At 63.3% G+C, this 15590-nt stretch carries 16 protein-coding genes and 1 pseudogene; 10 read left to right on the forward strand and 7 right to left on the reverse strand.

What is annotated here, in order from left to right; all coding sequences use genetic code 11:
- Window positions 1-110: 110 nt before the first annotated feature.
- Window positions 111-641, reverse strand: a complete 531-nt coding sequence (locus GQY20_RS21260) for a hypothetical protein (protein WP_232476180.1) — start codon at window positions 639-641, stop codon at window positions 111-113.
- A gap of 453 nt (window positions 642-1094) precedes the next feature.
- The gene (locus GQY20_RS21265; RefSeq protein WP_157219159.1) at window positions 1095-1415 is read right to left on the reverse strand and encodes a DUF736 domain-containing protein; all 321 of its coding nucleotides are present in this window, start codon (window positions 1413-1415) and stop codon (window positions 1095-1097) included.
- A 1437-nt stretch (window positions 1416-2852) separates the two neighbouring features.
- Here GQY20_RS21265 and GQY20_RS21270 point away from each other — a divergent pair.
- The 7 genes and pseudogenes from GQY20_RS21270 (at window position 2853) to GQY20_RS32630 (ending at window position 8667) form a co-directional block, all read left to right on the forward strand.
- Window positions 2853-3440 carry a hypothetical protein gene (locus tag GQY20_RS21270; RefSeq protein WP_198351102.1) on the forward strand — a complete coding sequence of 196 codons (588 nt, stop codon included), beginning with the start codon at window positions 2853-2855 and terminating at the stop codon, window positions 3438-3440.
- A 38-nt stretch (window positions 3441-3478) separates the two neighbouring features.
- A complete protein-coding gene (locus GQY20_RS21275; protein WP_157219161.1) occupies window positions 3479-4606 on the forward strand; it encodes a hypothetical protein in 1128 nt (375 codons plus the stop codon).
- A 227-nt stretch (window positions 4607-4833) separates the two neighbouring features.
- Window positions 4834-5067 (forward strand): hypothetical protein, encoded by a 234-nt coding sequence (locus GQY20_RS21280; RefSeq protein WP_157219162.1) that lies wholly within the window; start codon window positions 4834-4836, stop codon window positions 5065-5067.
- Between the two features lie 314 nt (window positions 5068-5381).
- Complete coding sequence (locus tag GQY20_RS21285) at window positions 5382-6833, forward strand: hypothetical protein (protein WP_157219163.1); 1452 nt, start codon at window positions 5382-5384, stop codon at window positions 6831-6833.
- Window positions 6830-7795: an esterase/lipase family protein gene (locus GQY20_RS21290; protein ID WP_157219164.1), complete on the forward strand. Its 966-nt coding sequence runs from the start codon at window positions 6830-6832 to the stop codon at window positions 7793-7795. The genes GQY20_RS21285 and GQY20_RS21290 overlap by 4 nt, the downstream gene beginning before the upstream one ends.
- Before the next feature lie 244 nt (window positions 7796-8039).
- Window positions 8040-8267: pseudogene (locus GQY20_RS33080) on the forward strand (GIY-YIG nuclease family protein); the annotation flags it as partial.
- Window positions 8268-8397: 130 nt separating this feature from the next.
- Entirely contained in the window at window positions 8398-8667 is a 270-nt protein-coding gene (locus GQY20_RS32630; RefSeq protein ID WP_232476182.1) for a hypothetical protein, read from the forward strand.
- 318 nt (window positions 8668-8985) lie between these two features.
- Here the strand turns inward: GQY20_RS32630 and GQY20_RS21300 are convergent, their stop codons facing one another.
- Window positions 8986-9558 carry a hypothetical protein gene (locus GQY20_RS21300; protein ID WP_157219166.1) on the reverse strand — a complete coding sequence of 191 codons (573 nt, stop codon included), beginning with the start codon at window positions 9556-9558 and terminating at the stop codon, window positions 8986-8988.
- Window positions 9559-9835: 277 nt separating this feature from the next.
- Here GQY20_RS21300 and GQY20_RS21305 point away from each other — a divergent pair.
- Window positions 9836-11007 (forward strand): IS3 family transposase gene (locus GQY20_RS21305; RefSeq protein ID WP_157219167.1). Its coding sequence is split into 2 segments (ribosomal slippage): window positions 9836-10100 and window positions 10100-11007, totalling 1173 coding nucleotides; the frame shifts between segments, so codons are not numbered across the junction.
- A gap of 665 nt (window positions 11008-11672) precedes the next feature.
- On the opposite strand, the gene GQY20_RS21310 is transcribed toward GQY20_RS21305, so the two are convergent.
- Window positions 11673-12584: a HEPN domain-containing protein gene (locus GQY20_RS21310; RefSeq protein ID WP_157219168.1), complete on the reverse strand. Its 912-nt coding sequence runs from the start codon at window positions 12582-12584 to the stop codon at window positions 11673-11675.
- A gap of 588 nt (window positions 12585-13172) precedes the next feature.
- Here GQY20_RS21310 and GQY20_RS21315 point away from each other — a divergent pair.
- Window positions 13173-13658: a MucR family transcriptional regulator gene (locus tag GQY20_RS21315; RefSeq protein ID WP_157219169.1), complete on the forward strand. Its 486-nt coding sequence runs from the start codon at window positions 13173-13175 to the stop codon at window positions 13656-13658.
- A 4-nt stretch (window positions 13659-13662) separates the two neighbouring features.
- Here GQY20_RS21315 and GQY20_RS21320 read toward each other — a convergent pair whose 3' ends face one another.
- From GQY20_RS21320 to GQY20_RS21330, 3 genes are read right to left on the reverse strand one after another with little or no spacing between them, the layout of a single operon-like run.
- Entirely contained in the window at window positions 13663-14295 is a 633-nt protein-coding gene (locus tag GQY20_RS21320; protein WP_157219170.1) for a lytic transglycosylase domain-containing protein, read from the reverse strand.
- On the reverse strand, window positions 14283-14786 hold the full coding sequence (locus GQY20_RS21325) for a S26 family signal peptidase (RefSeq protein ID WP_157219171.1): 504 nt from the start codon (window positions 14784-14786) through the stop codon (window positions 14283-14285). The genes GQY20_RS21320 and GQY20_RS21325 overlap by 13 nt, the downstream gene beginning before the upstream one ends.
- Window positions 14779-15015 (reverse strand): helix-turn-helix domain-containing protein, encoded by a 237-nt coding sequence (locus GQY20_RS21330; RefSeq protein WP_157219172.1) that lies wholly within the window; start codon window positions 15013-15015, stop codon window positions 14779-14781. The genes GQY20_RS21325 and GQY20_RS21330 overlap by 8 nt, the downstream gene beginning before the upstream one ends.
- A 262-nt stretch (window positions 15016-15277) precedes the next feature.
- Here GQY20_RS21330 and GQY20_RS21335 point away from each other — a divergent pair, with 262 nt between their 5' ends.
- Window positions 15278-15571, forward strand: coding sequence for a hypothetical protein (locus tag GQY20_RS21335; RefSeq protein WP_157219173.1), 294 nt, complete (start codon window positions 15278-15280; stop codon window positions 15569-15571).
- Window positions 15572-15590: the final 19 nt, after the last annotated feature.

Consider the following 15590-nt stretch of genomic DNA (forward strand, 5'->3'; position numbering starts at 1 on the left):
TTCCATCGCCACTTCCTCTCTTCCCGGGCGGATGCCACGCCGCCGAGACATGAAAAAGCCGGGACGCGATGCCTGTCCGACACCGCGCCCCGGCCTTGTTCGACGGTGGTTCACCGCATCATCGCATAGGCTTCCAGCGCCTCCTCTTCGTGTTCGAAGCTGCGCCTTGCGATCAATCCCTGCGCATTGCCGTCACCATCGACGATGCTCACTCCGGCGAACCAAAGTCCATCGAGCCGCCCGAAAATCGCCACCCGATTCAGTTGATCATCGTCGTCATCGAGCCCCTCATAGCTGCCGAGCCAGCGCTCCAACACGCGCGCATCCCAGAGGAAATCACTCTGTTCCGCGTCCAGGAACCGCTGCGCCAGCGCCTCGCCGACACCCCGTCCGAACTCGATCTCAAGTCCAGCGACCAATGCCGTCATCACCCGATCGCATGCGCCGCCAATGCTCTGAACCATAGCCATATTCGCCTCCACGCTTGAGCGTCCTCCGATCGAGGACAGCCCTGTCCCGACGGGCGGCGGAGCGGCTGTCAGGGCCGCTGGAGGCGAGAGCCGGAAGCGCCGCGCAGCGGCGGCGGAGGAGCCGATTTTGTCGCATGGAAACAAACAGACGCGCGTGCGCAGCACGCTCATCATTGCGGAAAAATTGGAGGGGCCGCCGGCCTTGCACAGCCGCTTCGCCGCCCGTCATGCTCGGAGGTTTTGCCGAGACGAGCCCTTCCACCCGCTCGCCTCGGGCGGTCTGCGGTAGAAGCTAGCGCTATACCAACAGGCGATAAGGCCCGCCATTCGCGAACAGATGGAGCGCGCGCCTGGCTAGAATAGCATGGCGCCCAGCAGCGCGGCGACGAAGGCGCCTGCGATGGCAATCCCGATCCAGACAAGCGCGCGGTCGCTCAACAGCGGTTTGCGAGACATGGCGTGCCGAAGCCCGGCTGCGCGGTCAAGGCAAGCCGGTAAACATCCATTCCAGAGGGAATGGCCCAAAATTTCGCAAAAAAATCAGATATCTATCGCGTCCATGGAGCTAGCCGAGCATAGCGAATGCCCCCCGCGCCACGATCGGCGCGGGGGGCACCCCACCGGCTAGTCGGCCGGGTTCCAGATGATGGCGAAGCTGTCGTCATCCTCGCTGCCGGCAGCCCGGCCGAGATTGGCGTAGAGCCGCCGTGGCCCGAACTCGGGCGCAGCCAGCGAGAGCGAAACATAGTCGCGGCCCGACATCTCGCCGCGCCGGACCCAGCCGGCGCCGACCTCGACGCCGCCGGCCGAGACGCGATAGTCGGGCTGCGCCTCACCGGTCTTGCGGGGATTGGGATGGATCTCGATCTCGGTGCGGATCGAGAGGGTGCGAAGCTGGCCCTTGAAGCCGTTTCCGTCACGGGTGACATGGCCGATGGCTGGCATGTTCGGTCTCCTTCAATACTCGCCCGCGAACCATTTCCGGGCGATGGGCAGACCACAGGGACGGCGCGAGCCGCGCCGCGGACCGCAAGGCCGCAGCGTAGCGGAGGACCGGAGCGACCGGCTTATTTGCAGCGCAGCGCCCCGCGAGGAGCCAGCCGCAGGCGGGCGGGGAAATAAGCCGGGCGGCGATGGTTTGGCGGCAAGGCGGCCGGCCCAGGTCTCAAGCCCAGGAGCGTAAATGGTGCGTGGGCCGATGCGAATGGCGACCCCTGATAGTTTCATCGGCTGACCTCCCGTGGCGGCCCCTCAAGGGGTGGGATTATCCCTGTGATTGACGCAAGGACCCACCCCATTCTAAGGGCTCGACAAGCGGCGCGACTGGCACCGAGCGCCGCGGAAAGCGGGGCCGAAGCCTGCGTGTCGCAGCGTCGAGCCTGTCATCGCGGCGGCGATACAGCTTGATCAGCCAGCCCGCGCGCTCCCGCTCGGCTCTCGCCTCGTCGCGATCGAGCTTAAGGGGAAGATCTGGTGGCATTCCCCTCCCTGAGCGCCGCGGCCCGGCGGATTTCAGCACATGCCGACTCGGTACCGGCGAGGACGCATTCGAACGACGTGGGCGCGCCCGCTAGCGGAGCAACCACAGGAAGAGCCGCGGTTCGTCGAGGAAGGACTGCGTCTCCTTCGACAGGGTTTCGCTGGCGACTTTTCATGCGGTGAGACCAGCGATCGATCATGTCGCTGCGAAGGATCGCGAGCTGCGCGACAAGCGCCGCGCTCGCCGCCCGCGTCACCGTTTCGCGTCGCCGGATATAGTAAGAGCCACGACGTCGGCTTTCTTCGCGACCTGCGAGCGGGGTGAGCCTTTCTCCCTGGTGCCGGCGACTCCGCCGGCACCACCAATCCAAGGGCACTCCGCAACGAGCCGGCCGGATCGGCGGCATCGAACCGGGCTTTCGAGCACCGGACGGGGCTTGGCGTCCGGTCCGAAAACCGGGCGCGCCGCCCGGCCGCGAGGCGGTGTGCCGGCGGGGCCGCGCTGAGGCTGCGCACCCTGTCCGGGCAAGGCGCGGATAAGGGCCGGCTGGTGAGGCCGGCATGGCACCGATCCGTACTGCCACGTCTGGAACGGTCGTCAGTCGAAAGCGCCCTCACTGCTCGCCGGAGCAATTATGAGGTTCCATCATAGCGGACACGCCCGCGCCCCTTGCCGCTGCTCCGGCGATGTCCTGCTGAGCCAGACGCCTTCGTTTGACGATGGGCTTCGGGCAGGTGACTTGGGCCTCGGAGCGCCACTCGCCGAGCGCCTTCCAATGGAGATGAATTTACGATCCACCAGCCTCCTCGGCAGCCGATCGCACTACACTCGTCACAGGCGATGTGTCAGATAGGGCGACCGCGACTGGGGGGCCGTGAACAATGAATTGTGACGTGAGTTTCATGGGTGCCATCGGACGTGTCGTGACGCTCGGTTTGGCAACGGGCGGCGGCATCCTGTGCATCATTCTCGGCTACCGCCTCTACATCCTCGGTATCCGATCCGACATCGCCGCCTCGGGGAAGCATAAGGGGATCAGCGCTTCGATCAAAATGGCCGGCCCCGGCGCCGCCCTTGCCCTGTTTGGGTGCTGGATTCTCTCCTATGTCGTCCTCACGCAGGCGCACTTCACCGAAACGACGGTCAAACCAGCGACGGTTGCAGCGAACGATATAACCGAGATGCTGGCCTATCCCGTGTCGGGCGGCCCCGCAGGTGCCGCGACTGTTCGATCAGCCAAACCCGCCGCGGCCAAAGCTCCGCCCTGTCCGCGCGCTCCAGCCGGCCAGGTGGTGATTACCCGCACTGCCGACTTCATGGACGGTGGCCCGATCACCCGCGAGCGGATCCATGACGCGAGCGCGCTTGCAGTTTCGCTCTTTGACGAGGCACGAGCGCGAAGCGATATCTCCGAAAAGCAGGATCGTCACCTGCTGCTCGCTCGCCAAACCATGGCGGAAATTGCCAGGCAGACCGGAGATGACAAATGATGGGGCCTCGTCTCCGCGCCGCCCTGGCCGTCGTCGTCTTGCTGACGGCGATGCGCGCGCCCGCGCAGCCCGCCCAAGAGCAGACGGACTGGAACAAGGTGCTCGTGGCGGGTGCATCCCAACCCACCGCCGATATTGCCCGCGGCCAATTGGACGAGCTGAAGGGCAAGCTCATCCCGGCGGAGACCGCACGGATCGGACAGGTCGGCGTCCAGGTGGAACCCGCCGGCTCCCGCAATTCGGTATGCGGCCTAGGCGATGAGGTCGGAGGCTATGTGCCCTCCTCCAAGGGCGGCACGATAATCCTGTGCGACGGCGCACTGACCCTCCTGTCGGATTTCGGTGAGATAGACGTCTGGCCGGCGTCGATTCTCGAGCATGTCGACTTCGCCACGATGGCGTCAACCGGCGATCTGCAGCTCGCTTATACGACGCGGGTGCTTACCGAAATCAGACGGGCAAGGGAGAAAGACGGCCGCCTCCCCGCGTCATTCGAATATTGCAACCCTTATGGATTTCTGTTGGCGATCGCGGAGCCCAAACGCGCCTGCCTTCGGACCAATCGTCAGGCCGACCGTGCCCAGCTGGTCAGCTACTCGGACACGTCCACGATGGTGTCGGTGCTGGCGACGAGCATGGCGAGCGCCTCTCCCGAGCTCAAGACCATGTCCGGCGGACAGGCATTGCAATTCCTATCCGAACTCTCACGACGCGCGCGGTTAAATTTCGTCGTCGCCCACGAACTGGCGCACGCGCTCTGCGAAAAATCGCATCAGGATTGCGATGACGAGCAAGTGATCGACAAGATCGGCATGGAGATTTTATCCCGCGTCGGGGCAAATCGGGGAAGCTCCGGAGGGTTTGGCTATTTTCCCGCGGTTATCCAGGTGGTGACATTCTCGAGCCTGTTCGCAGACAAGTCGATCAACGACATGCATATATCGGAGACCGACCTTAAGGCAGCCGTGCTCCGCCGACGTGCCGCGGCCGCCTGTGAGGGTTTGGCGCTTTTCGACAGCTTCAATGCCGCACATCCGGGAATGTTGGAGCAGGCATTTTCGAATGCGGGAAATTCGTCAGCCGGTCTGGCCGGGATCATGCCGATCGTGCCGCAGGCTATCAGGGTGCAGCTCCAGCTTCTGTGCAAAATCGGAAAGGGTTTCTAGGAATCAGGGAGCCCGTGACGCGCTCCACCCCATTGCCGTCGCCCCAGAACCTCTGAAAACTTGCCAGGCCGGTGCTGGCTCTGACACGCTGAGCAGCATGCCGCCGATCATCCCGAACCCGAATCAATGTCTGCTGCTATCATAAGCCGACTTCTGCAACAGCGTCGCCCAGCTACAGACATTGGCCAGGGATACTTCCTCGCGGTAGCCCCTTGGAGCAAAGCACTATGCACCTTGTCGACGCGGCAAATGTCATGACTCCGGCCTACCTTGCAATCTTATCGAAAGGCTATTCGGTCTGGTCTGACAAGGGCCTCATGCTGGCCGAACGCGAGGGGGATCGCTTCATTGCGGATGGTCCGGTTCCTCTCCTCGGACTGATCGCGATGGCCGAAATTAGAGGTGAGATGCGGCAGGCCTCCGACCAAGAAATCGGACAATTTATCGCACTCTTCGGGTAGCGCGGCAACGGCAGCCATCCCAGTCCACCATGCCGCCCAAATCGGGTGGAAAGCCCACCGACGCGTTCCGGGCAGCGATCGGACGGGCCTGAGCGCCAAGATGCAGATTGGCATGGCGCGAAATCATCCGGGTCAAACCAACCGTTCCCATCCGGCCAAGGTGATACTGGCCTGCTCTCATTCGATGTCACATCGCCAAGATCGATCGTATCCAGCGACCGGGCGAGCGACAACTCACGGGATAATATGCGGCGCTGGCGAGACCGCGACAATCAGACTATTCTGTCACGCCAGAGTGCAGGGGGAGACGTCCATTGGCGGCCATCTCGTCATTCCGTTTACAGGATTTTTCTGCGTTCGCGCCCTTCGCAGAGGTAGCCAGGCGCGCCGAAACAGACATCGTCCTTCACGGTGGGACGGCTTTCCGAGCTGCCCTCTATGCAGCCTGGCAGAACCGGCTCGACGTCGATCTTTTCGACCTCGTGCCGTTCAACTCGGACATCGACCTCGAGCATAATGGATCGGCCGAGAAAACGGCTCAGATTGCTGCCCTGATCGATACCCTCATTCCCTTTGCGAGCTGGTGCCGCTGGTCGATCAACGACGCCGAGCGCGCCGACAAGGCGCGCGCCCAACGCGACGCCAGCACCGATATCCCGCTTCGCCGCATTCGATTTTCAACGAGCGAGCCGGCTTACGTCCCGACGCGCGCGCAGGCCGACATCGATTCCCGAGAAGTGAGCTTTGAGCGCAATCCGAGATTTGGACGTTCCGATGCGGAGCTGCGGCCCGACCTCGAAATCTTCGGGCTGATGGTGGCGCTCAATAGCTGGTCCGAAGCCCAGGAAATCGCAAACGGGCCCGTCGGTTTCGAGGAAGAACGTGCCATGGCCTGGATCCTGGAGGGGTTCGATGCGGAGGCGCTCCAACGGCTGGAAAAGCCTGCGATCGCGGCACGCTTCTGGCACCTCTTCTCGCTCCGACTGGCGCGCCATGGCCTGGATCGCTTCAATCTCGCTCTCGCCCGGCTCGGCGGTCCGATCCTCGACCGGTTCGGCGCATCGATCCCAAAGATCTTCGATGTCGACCGCGCAATCAGTGTCTCAAAGATGACGAGCTCAGCAAATTTTCGCGTTCCCGAGCTGACGCCCCAGATCGTCACGGGAGAGGCAGCAGTCGCGCTATTCGGTGCGCTTATCAGACGCGCAGCAGACCTTGCCGGTTACCCGCTTGAAGATCTGCCCGACGATCCTCTCGACCTGATCGACCCGTCGCTCGATCTAATCGGCATCGTCCCAGACCTTACGCTCATGCCCTATGGTTCGGGGAAGGACGGCGCAGACGAGGTCGATGATCCTTTCTTGAGCGGCCTCAATCAGGAATTCGTGCAGTTCGCCTGGGAAGTGGAAGGAGGCGAGAAACCTGATCCCCAAGGTCTCACGGGGCAGATGCTGGCGCTGGGCGCGCGGGACTTCGGAACGGCGACTGCGCTTCCGGTTGTGGGCGGAATGTTCGGCAGCGCGCGGGCGTGGGTACGAGCCCGGCTCGACGACCTGATCGAACCGGGACCAGACGGCGCGGCCGTCGGTGCCCTCCTTCTCATTCTCCAGGCCCGTCCAGACGAAGCCGAAGAAACCGAGCGCGGGCCCAAGCTGCGCCAGCATGGCGTCCCGGGCGAGATCATGCGCAACACCGAATATGACTATACAGTCGCTACCTATAGTACCGAGAGCGAGCATACGGCGATCGCGATGGTCAACGAATGAGCGGCCCTTCGACACATGATGGGCTCCTGACCTTGCGAAAGGGCCATGGCCAGCGCGCGATCGTCGTCCTCCATGGCATTCGTCAGACGCGGGAAGATCTGCGGGATTTCGCGACGATGATCGGCTCGTGGCTTCCCAAAGACTATGGCCTGCACCTCTATGGCTATAACCATACCGCCGGTCTCGAACATAACGGGACAAGGCTTTACGAAGCTTTGAGGAACGGCATAGATGCCGCCCGAATCGACCTCGTCGGCTACAGCATGGGCGGCCTCATCTCTCGCCTCGCGGCAAGCGAGACATGGCCATCACGCATCCATACCGTGGTGACGGTCGCCACACCAAATCGCGGATCCATTTCGAATGCCGAACTCACCGCGCTGGGCCAAATTGGCCGAAGCATCTTTCAACTCATCTCGCCGCTCGCCCCCAGAACCGAGGGCGTCAAGGACCTGACCCGCGTCGTCGCCATCATGCAGATGCGCAGGGAGCGGCTGAAGCAACAATTGGCCGCCGGTCGCTCGGATTCGCACCAGCGCCGCTACGCCAGTGTGCCGGCACTCTTCTACAATGACGACCGAACCGAATTCGCCTTCGGTCCCTCGATCGCGCTGTCCGGCACCCAGGCAGCGATCAAGCTTACCAGCCTAAAACTCAAGCTGGTCAACATGAAGAAAGCGCATGATGGCATTGTGACCGAGCGGTCAAACAACCTCTCGGAGCCCGAGTCCACCGACTTCTCGGAAGTGCATCTGACCCGTGCCGCGGCCGACGGCAATCCGGCCATTTGCCATGCCGTGGCCGATAGCTGCCGCAACCACGATCATAGCTCGATCCTCAAGGATGCCCATGTGGCGCACCTGGTGGCAGGCCTCCTCTTGAACGACGACTGGCGGCAGGTCCGGCCGTCCCATGGCGCTCTCGATATCGGGACCAGGCTCTATCCGTTCGACTGCGACTAAGCCGGCAACGGGACCTGATGTGCGGAGCAACGGCACCGGCTCTCTTCTCCGGTGGGGCTGGACGCGGCGCCCAGAAGGCCGCTCATCCTGAATTTCCAATATCGCTTCCCCGAACGCGTCTTCAACCGACCTATCAATCCCGCTTCCAAGCGTCATCAAACGGCATTTTGGACGGCGATCCGAGATGGTCGCGGCGCTTGCCCAGCGTGCTACTGCAGATGCGACACTTTCAGATATTGCGGCTATGCGGCCCGACCAGAACGGAGCCGTTTTTCAGCTCCATCCGTCTTCCAAGCCGACAGAAGCTTTTGTTTATCCGATCCGGTCTGGCGCTTTCTACAAGATCGGGCGCAGCGAAGCGTTGGAATGGCGCGTGAAGGAAATCCGCATTGCCCTGCCCGAGAAGGCAGAACTGGTCCACTCGATCCGTACCGATGATCCCTCCGGCATCGAGGCTTACTGGCATCGTCGGTTTGCCGATTGCCGCGCCAACGGCGAATGGTTCAAACTCACTCCGCTGGATGTATCCGCCTTCAGGACGCGGAAATTCCAAGTGCAAATGAGTGCGCGTCGCGCTCCCAATATCCACGGAGAACCACGTCATGAATCCGCAAAATGCCGTAAGCCCATCGAACCGCTTGCGCGAGGGCACCCTCAACGTCATCTACACTGCGCCCGACGGTTCGTGGTCGTTGGCTACAATGATCTGGGACAAGGAGGAATGTGTCGGCTGCCGCTGGAATGGCGATATCAACGATCCGGACGACAAGGGAAACCCGACCAGTCGCGGGCGCGGGACCTGGTTCATCCTGCCGGGAGCGATCGGAAGACCGATAGCCGATCTTGTCGAAGCCTTTTCCCCGCGCGCCTGACCGGAATGTTGATTTGCCTCTCCCGGACGGCCCCGATATGCTCGTCAGGCCCTCATCGAGGTTCAATCCTTCAGAATCTCTGGCTCGCCGACGGAACACCGATAATCGAGCTACGTGAGCTGAAGATGTCTGCTAAAAGCCGCGTTGTGGAGCATGCCGTCCCGGACCTTCTCCCTCCATAGCGATATCCCGATGCGTTCAAGCTGAATTACCAGCATCCGAAAACGCATCCCTATCGATAAGCGAGCCGCAGTTTCTCGTACCACTGCTCCGCCGGCTGTTTGCTCGTGCCCAAAGATCTTCGACGCTCCGATCCGGCTATTGAGCTTTACCGCACAGGCGCAGATAATCCTCAAGCCGTCGACGGAGCCTGGAGAGAATCTTTTTGTCGGCGACGGGAATATAGTGATAGGAATACAATATATTCTGCTTGAGCGAGCATCGCAGCAATTTTCCCATCTGGAAACTCTCGATGAGGTGCCAGGTTACGGCCTCATCTTCTATGGAAGCGCAATAATAATATAAAAGCGGATTGGAAATAAAATAGAAGCAACCAACCTCAACGCGCTTCGCGCCAAGTGGCAACTCGTCGATGCGAAGCGTGATCGCTTCCCCCGTCAGCACGTTGGTGTAAAGAACAGAGGTTGTCAGCAAGCTTGGGTCTATTTCCGCATTGCCCGAGATACCTCGACCCATGCATCCGGTTATATTGTACTCCATCGCAATCAGCTCTCCGGCGGGGTAGAAATAATCATCCGGAGGCAAGATGCGCTGCTGGGGAACGACGGGCAGCCGGCGGACCTCTGTTCGACCATTCTCCGGCGATTCAAGTGGTCTCTCATCAAGAATGTCGCGAAGGCTTCTCCCATCCGTCAATTTCGTCTCGTTCATATAGTATTCAACGGCGGATCGCTCGTCGGGCATATCGAACGTGCGTCCATCGGCATAAACGAGCCGAAAATCGGTCAGGTTGGCAACTAAGGTGGGCTCGCCAATAACAACCGTCGGTGGACGACGAAGCTCGCGCCTCTGAATCGCGACAAATGATGCATTCCGTGGTGAGGTGGTGCCGGTTTTCTGGACAGGGTGTTAAGCTACTCCCGTGAGGTGGTGCCGGTTTTCTGGACAGGGTGTTAAGCTACTCCCGACCTGATGGATTGGTACGGGAATGAAGACGACGAGGAAGCGCTACAGCGCGGATTTCAAGGCGAAGGTGGCGCTGGAGGCGATCCGGGGTGACCTGACGCTGGCGGAGCTGGCAGCCAAGCACGGCGTGCACCACACGATGATCGCGTCCTGGAAGCGTCAGGCCATCGACGGGATGACGAGCACGTTCTCCGGGGCCGGTGATGCAGCCAAGGCTGCCAGCGACAGCGAGGTGGAAAAGCTGCACGCCAAGATCGGGCAACTGGTGGTGGAGCGGGATTTTTTAGCGAAAGCCTTCGGTCGATGAGCGTGGATCGGAGGCGGGCGATGGTCGAACCTGCTCACCACCATCTGTCGATCTCGACCCAGTGCAGCCTGCTGCGGATCAGCCGCTCGTCCTATTACTATGCGCCGGTGCCGGAGACCGACGAGACGCTGGCGCTGATGACGGTGATCGACGCGACGTTCCTGAACTGCCCCTGGTACGGCAGCCGCCAGATGGCGCGGCACCTGCGGCGAAACGGCCATGAGGTTGGTCGCCGCCGAGCACGACGGCTGATGGCGAAGATGGGCCTGACGCCGATCTACCAGCGGCCGCGCACCAGCGATCCCCATCCGCAGCACCGGGTCTATCCGTACCTGCTGCGCAAGCTGGTGATCGATCGGCCCAATCACGTGTGGTGCGCCGACGTGACCTACATCCCGATGCGCCGGGGCTTCCTATACCTGGTCGCGATCATGGACTGGGCAACGCGCAAGGTCCTGGCCTGGCGGCTGTCGAACACAATGGATGCCGGCTTCTGCGTCGCGGCACTGAAGGAGGCGCTGGCCCGCTATGGCAAGCCCGAGATCTTCAACACCGACCAGGGCAGCCAGTTCACGTCGCAAGCCTTCACCACGGTGCTGCGCGAGGCCGAGGTCCGCATCAGCATGGACGGCCGGGGCCGGTGGATGGACAACGTCTTCATCGAGCGACTCTGGCGATCCTTGAAGTACGAGTGCGTCTATCTCCATGCCTTCGAGACCGGCTCCGAGCTGCGGGCTGGCCTTGGCCGGTGGATCACCTATTACAACACCCAACGTCCGCACTCGGGCCTGGCCGGGCGAACCCCGGTGGAGGCCTATCGGCCGATCGGGCAATCAGATCATGGGGGGCATGCCCCCCATGATCTGATGATCAAACAGGCGGCATGAACGACAACCGGGATTAGCTTAACTCAGCCGCCAAACTGTCCAAGAAGGCGGGACCACCTCACAGCTCCCTTGGCAACCGCGCAAATAGCGACGGAGGGCCGGAGGGAAACCCCAGGATCAAATCACCGTAAGCGTTCTTGTATGCATAGAGCAGCCTTTCTCGTTCCTGCTGTAAGGCCGATCCAACGCTTGTAACTGCCGGTTCGGTTAGGGGCGCTGGCTGTGCACATTCCGCATGGGATGTACTTCCACCAAACGCCAGGGCGGCGATAAAAACGAGGAACAAACGGACGATCCTTTACATGGGATTGCGGTCGAGCTTTGTCATTCGGTCACATTGACTAACCCCCGGCGCCTCAAACACCGTACCGCTTGTTGCCGCCGCTGGTGATGCAATATCGTCCATTCCGCGGACCGATGCAGACATTGTGTCCTCTACGCGGGCAGCTCACGTCGCCGTCGTATCCGCTCGACCTACGAGGCGATCGGCGGGCGGCATGACGAAACAGAGGCAGTCGCCACCAATGGCTATTCCTCGGCGAGCTGGAATGATGTGTCGCGAGGCTTCGTCGCGAGCCAGTGATCAAGATCCAGACTGCATCCGCTCCATGCCGGCATCGATCATCACTCAACCGCTGTACCCGCGACTACGCATCCGGATCCCGTCACGCGGCCCGCGCGAGTGTCTCGATGCGGGCCTCGCAAGCCGTGCGGACAAGGCCCTGCAGCATCGCCACCCGCTCGCCGAGCCACGCCAGCTCGTCGGCCGTGATGCGGTAGTGACGCGAATAGCGCGCCTTCACATAGGCAGCGCGCAGCAGCTCATAGCAGCGTCGCTGGAACTTGCTCTCGGTCGGCCAGACCGCCTTCAACGACGGCTCCAGATCTTCCGCCAGCGAGCGCAACCGGTTCAGATTATGCGACTTGGGACTGTACAGGGTGCGCACCAAAAACAGGCAATGATAGAAGCGTTCGGTGGCTTGATGGAGTTCAAACGCCGCTTTCTTCAGACGGCCTTTAGCAAGATTGCCCTCATAGTCGTCCATGAACTCACATGCGCTCTCGAACCATTCCTCGAAATAATCCTGCGTTTCCTTGAGTGCCTGCTGCGGCGTCAGCGGCTGCGGCTTGGCGAACGGATAGCCGGGCTCCTCGAACAGGAGGATGCCGTCCCGTAGGATATCGATGAAGAAATAGCGGCCGAGCGCCAGCTTCTCATTCACGTCATCGAGGCTGTGGTAGATGGGACTGGCCAAGGTGCGCAGCCGCGCGCCCGACGACACCTCCTCGGTGAGGCGCTGCTCGGTCGGCAGCCAGAATTCCGCGACATCGGTCAGATCCTCATGGCTGACCACGACGAGCAGGTCATAGTCGGAGAAGTAGCGCCCGACGGGATCCTCGACCCAATCGTCCCGCGCATAGCTGCCGAACAGGATGATCTTGAGCAACTTGCCATCGCGGAACCGCTCCGCCCTGCGCCCGGCGATCGCCTCGGCGAACCCGGCGCGCAACAGCTCGACGACGAACGCCAGCTCGTCGCGCTTGCCCTGGGGAAGATGCTCGAGGCCGGTCTTCATCCCCCCAAGACTCGCGCTTCGAGGCCATATTGCCAAGCAAAAAAACATCCACTCCGTGGCCCGGACACAGGCACCAGACCACCCCAACGACCTCTCTTCGTTATGGGTCGACACCGTCCCGGCGCGCCTGGCGACCATGGGACTCACGCGCCGGCGGCCCACCGCCGGCGCCACAAAGGCTGGCACCCCGCAACGAGCCGGCCGGATCGGCGGCGTCGAACCGGGCTTTCGAACACCGGACGGGGCTTGGCGTCCGGTCCGAAAACCGGGCGCGCCGCCCGGCCGCGAGGCGGTGTGTCCGCGGGGCCGCAATGAGGCTGCGCACCCTGTCCGGGCATCGCCCGGCAGTGTGCGTCCATGCCCCGCACCTTATCGTGCGGCGCTGGCCATCACTATCCCGACGCGACGCGTGCGTGCCCTTGCGGCGGATAGGCGAAGCGCGAGGCCAGCATCGCAGCAGCCGGACGGATTTTTGGAACGCGCGACGCGATATAGCCGATTGAACCCGCGCGATATCAACTCTAGGTCGGCGAGCAACCTGCACCATGGACCATTTTTTTGAGCCGATAGGCGCAGCCTAACGGCTAGATGGAGAGTATCGTATCTGACGAAACCCTGCTCACGCTGACCGCCGACATCGTTTCCGCGCATGTCCGCAACAACAGCGTCGCGACGAGCGACCTGCCCGCGCTGGGCGCGCTCGGCAAGCCGGCCGAGCCTGAGCCAGAGGTGCTGACGCCGGCGGTTTCGGTACGCTCTTCGGTGAAGCCCGACTATATTGTGTGCCTGGAAGATGGGAAGAAGCTGAAGATGCTGAAGCGGCATCTGATGACCCATTATCAGATGACGCCGGACCAGTATCGCGCCAAGTGGAAGCTGCCGGCGGACTATCCGATGGTTGCGCCCAACTATGCCAACCAACGCAAGGCGCTCGCGATCAAGATCGGCCTCGGCCGCAAGCCCAAGGCCGCCGAACCCGCTCCGGCCTCCGCCAAGCCGGCCCGCAAGCTGCGCGCCAAGAAGAGCGCGGCCGACGCCAAGGCCACCGCGGCCGCGCATCTCAGCGGAGACTGATCCGTCAGCGGGGCATGACGGCGAAGAGGATGGGGCTCGGCGGCTGCGGCGCGTCAGACATGTCCACATCGCTGCGCATCCCCAGGCGGAAGAAGAGCCCGTCCGCCGGCGGGGGAGCCGACCCATCGGTGTGGAACGTACCGCCCGCCACCCTTTCCACATAAGAGAGAGTCTCGGCGGGAAGCGGGCGGCCGGTGGCGAGATAGCCGGCATAACGGCCGGGCCCGGCATTATAGGCGGCGAACAGGCCGGGATAGCCGAACCGGTCATACATCAGCCGGAGATAGGCGGTCCCGGCGAGGATATTGTCGCGCGCTAGGTCAGGATCGGTCCCCAGCCCGAACCGGTCGCGCATCGCCGCCCAGGTCCCGGGCATCAGCTGCATCATCCCGATCGCACCGACCCGGCTGCGGATCGGCCGGCCGCCACGCATCGTCCTGCCCCGGCTTTCGGCATGGATCACGCGCCGGATCCAGCTTTGCGGGACGGCGAAGCGGCGCGAGGCTTCCGCGACATAATCTTGCCACGGATCGACCGGCTCGGCCCGGGCCGGCAGGGCGACGACCGACGCTATCGCGAGCGCCAGCCATGCCCGCCGCCCGGCGCCGGCATGGCTCCGGGAGCCTAGCCCACCCATAAGGGAAGTGCCTTGCCGATTATGTCGCCACGGCGGCTGACCCCAAAATAGCGCCCGTCGAACGATGTCGGCCGGTCGGCAATCAGCAGCACCTCGTCTGGTGCGAGCGTGCGGCACCCGTGCCACCGGGGCATCGGCCTGCCGGCCCGGTCGCGCCGTTGCCGGACCGCACGCGGCTTGCCATCGACGAACAGCGTGCCGCCCAGCGCGCAGACCCGCGCGCCCGCCAGCGCCGCCACATGCTTTACCAGCGGTATCCCGGGCGGCAGATAGCCGCGCGCGGCGGCAAGCCCGCGAAAGGCCGTCGGCACCCGGGCGACCACCATATCGCCGCGCCGCAATCCGGCCGCGCGCTCGACCGCATAAAGACCGCGCGGCGCGCTGTCGCTCGCATTCCAGACGAGGCGCGGACGGGGCGGCACCGCCAGGGTCGCGCCGAGCCCGGCGGCCAGCAAGCCGGCGGGAAGCAGGACGAGGCGCCGGTCAACCATCGCCGCCACCCCCCGCCCGCCCCCTCGACCAGGCATCGAGATCGTCGATATGGTAGCGGATGTGCCGGCTGTGCCGGCGATAGATGGGACCGGTCCCGGCGCTGCGATATTCCTGCAGGGTCCGCGCGGACATGCCAAGGTAAAAGGCGGCCTGCTCGGTCGTGAAAAAGGGCGAGCCGCGCACCCCGCGCGCTGCCCGGTCGATCCCATCTTCTTCGTCCCGCGTCATGGCGAAAGCTCCCTTGCGCAACGCGCGGCGTCGAGCCGCGGTGTACCGGGACGACATGATCCGGTTGAGGGCGGCCGCGGAGGATCGAATTTCCACTCCGCGAAAATCGATCCACCCGGCACGCGCAGCGAGGCGCTATGCCGCCGTCGGACACGAGCCGGCGTGATCGGCCGTTGCGACTCACCGGGCGCGGTCCTACTTTGTACCGGGCAGGCGGCGGGGGTCACGGCGCCGCCAGATCCCAGAGGGATGGATGATGGAGTTGCGTGTTGCATACGACGGCGGTTCGCCCGCCGCCGAGCTGGAAAGCGCGGCCGCTGCATTATGGGCCGGCCTCGCGTTCGACGAGGCGGCCAAGGCCGCGCTCCGGCGAGACGGCCTCGCCGTCGAGGCGATACGGCTGACCGGACCCTGTCCCTTTCGCCTGCGCGCGGTCGATGCGGCCCATATCGCCGTTTCGGTCCCCGGCCGCAGCGACGCCGCGGCGCTGCTCGATCTCTGGCAGGTCTATTTCCAGCGCCGGGTGGCGCCGCCCGGCGGCCAGCAGGCGGCCTGACCTCAAAATTCGGCACCCC

Origin of the sequence: Flavisphingomonas formosensis, from assembly GCF_009755815.1 — a bacterium.
In the GTDB taxonomy this organism is placed as follows: Bacteria; Pseudomonadota; Alphaproteobacteria; order Sphingomonadales; family Sphingomonadaceae; genus Flavisphingomonas; species Flavisphingomonas formosensis.